Here is a 2365-nt window from a genome sequence, read left to right on the forward strand (position 1 = left end):
TCATCATGCAAAATTGATACAACCGTTTTTAAATAAAGTTAAAGATAGGCTTGAACTAATGTTTTTACCACCATATAGCCCGGAAATGAATTTAATAGAGGGGTTATGGGGATGGTTGAAATCTTCTATTATTAACAATGTGTTTTATCATTCTTTACCACAAGTTAGAAATTCAATTGAAAAGTTTATAAGAAACATAAATATGGTTCCTACTCAGACAATAGACAGGCTATGCATCCGAATGTAGAAACCAATTTGCAACATATATATGTAATTAAATAATTTGTAAAAGGATGTGTAATATGATGAGTGAAGCAAATATTAATGAAAATAATGCATATTGTTTATTGTTCAAAGAGTATTCAGATGTAGTGAATATTAAAGAAATGTGTGAAATGCTTGGAGGAATAAGTACAAAAACTGGATATAGAATTTTAAGAGAAGATAAAATTAATCATTTTAAAATAGGAAGAGAATATAAAATCCCTAAAATTAGCATACTTATATATCTAAAAGTAATGCAAGAACCAAGCATAAATAATACTCACTTTAACGTTTTAAAGCCTTGAAAGCAAGTGACGCGTGAGATATAATAAAGATGTCAATGGTAGGATGATACAAGTTGTTACAAAATGGAGGGAATAAAATGGTAGCAGGTCACCTACAAGATAAAAAAGGTTATTTTTATATTGTACTAAGTTATAAAGACGTAAATGGAAAGAGAAAAACAAAGTGGTTACCAACAGGTCTTTTAACAAAAGGAAATAAGAAAAAAGCAGAAGTAATGTTAATGGAGGCAAGAAGAAATTTTAAAGTTATTTCTGAAATTGAAGATGAAAATATTTTGTTTTCAGATTTTATGTTAAGTTGGTTAGAAATGATGAAAAATAATATTGAGGTTACAACATATGCATCATATTCTAATTGTGTTAAAAAACGTGTCGCACCTTATTTTAAAGAACAGAAAATTTTATTAAAAGATTTGCAACCGAAACACATTCAAACATATTATCAACATGAATTGAATGATAATAAAATCAGTGCTAATACTGTAATTCATTATCATGCTAATATTAGAAAGGCACTACAATATGCTGTAAAGATTGATATGATATCATCAAATCCAGCTGATAAAGTTGAAAGACCTAAAAAACAGAAATTTGTTGGGAGTTTTTATGATGGAGAAGAGATTAATAAGCTATTTGAAGTGGTTAAGAAGAGCAAGATAGAGCTTGCAGTTATGCTAGCTGCTTTTTATGGATTACGAAGAAGTGAGATAGTTGGCTTAAAATGGGATGCAATTGATTTTAAGAATAAATCAATTACTATTAAGCATACAGTTACAGAAGTTTCTGTTGAAGGTAAAGTAGTTATAATAGAAAAAGATAGAACTAAAAATAAAGCAAGTCATAGAACATTACCTTTAGTGCCACAATTTGAAAATTTACTTTTAAAAATAAAAGAACAACAATATGCAAATAGAAAAATATGTAAAAATTCTTATTGCAATGAATATCTAAAGTATATTTATCTAGATGAAATAGGGCAACGTATTAAACCGGGATATATTACTCAACATTTTCAAATTGTACTTGCTAAAAATAATTTGAGAAAAATAAGATTTCATGATTTAAGGCATAGCTGCGCAAGTTTGTTACTAGCAAATGGTGTAGGTATGAAGGAGATTCAAGAATGGCTTGGGCATAGTGATTTTTCAACCACAGCAAATATTTATGCTCATCTTGATTATAGTACAAAAATAGCATCAGCCAATGTAATGGTAAATTGTTTAAATGATAAAAAGTTCTCTCGCAAAGTAGGAGAGAACTTAGAAGAAAATACAGAAAATAAAAAAGCCATATTGCAAGATAAGTCAAGCAATACAGCAATTTACTAACATAAGCTATGGTGCCGCTAGCCGGACTCGAACCGGCACGGTATCACTACCAGAGGATTTTGAGTCCACCACGTCTGCCATTCCATCACAGCGGCATGTAAACTGACAAAAATTATTATATCACGTATAATAAAATAATTCAAGAACTATTTTTTCATACATTGCATTATTCTATAAAAATGATTTTACAGTGCATACTTAAGTGTTAGTTCTTTGCCATTAACTGTAATATAAGTTCATTATTCAAACTTATATAATTAAAGCTAATAAAAGATTTTTATTGATTTCTAACATAAATTTTTAAGTTAGAGTATAATTTTAGTAGGTAAAGATAATAAAAAAGAAAAGAGATGTAAAATAATCTCTACAATACATAAATTATCCATTATAATTTTATTGTAGATAAAATGAATGGAGTTAAATTTATGTACAGTGTTAGTTTAAATGATAAAGGCTTAACTTTCAAGG

At 28.2% G+C, this 2365-nt stretch carries 3 protein-coding genes and 1 tRNA gene; 3 read left to right on the forward strand and 1 reads right to left on the reverse strand.

The features are described 5' to 3' along the window. The 3 genes from LLF98_RS01420 to LLF98_RS01430 all read left to right on the forward strand — a co-directional run. Positions 1 to 247, forward strand: a 247-nt coding sequence (locus LLF98_RS01420) for a transposase (RefSeq protein ID WP_291700109.1), incomplete at its 5' end; no start/stop codon positions are given. A 55-nt stretch (positions 248 to 302) separates the two neighbouring features. Then, a complete protein-coding gene (locus tag LLF98_RS01425; protein ID WP_147564849.1) occupies positions 303 to 569 on the forward strand; it encodes a helix-turn-helix domain-containing protein in 267 nt (88 codons plus the stop codon). A 77-nt stretch (positions 570 to 646) separates the two neighbouring features. Further along, positions 647 to 1897: a site-specific integrase gene (locus tag LLF98_RS01430; protein WP_291700113.1), complete on the forward strand. Its 1251-nt coding sequence runs from the start codon at positions 647 to 649 to the stop codon at positions 1895 to 1897. Positions 1898 to 1906: 9 nt separating this feature from the next. Here the strand turns inward: LLF98_RS01430 and LLF98_RS01435 are convergent. After that, positions 1907 to 1992: transfer RNA gene (locus LLF98_RS01435), tRNA-Leu, on the reverse strand. Positions 1993 to 2365: the final 373 nt, after the last annotated feature.

It is taken from the genome of Clostridium sp., from assembly GCF_021372645.1.
Lineage (GTDB): Bacteria > Bacillota > Clostridia > Clostridiales > Clostridiaceae > Clostridium.

Bases quoted from the DNA above. Each gene is read 5' to 3' on its own strand.
- LLF98_RS01425 (WP_147564849.1), top strand. From the start codon at position 303: ATGATGAGTGAAGCAAATATTAATGAAAATAATGCATATTGTTTATTG.
- LLF98_RS01430 (WP_291700113.1), top strand. From the start codon at position 647: ATGGTAGCAGGTCACCTACAAGATAAAAAAGGTTATTTTTATATTGTA.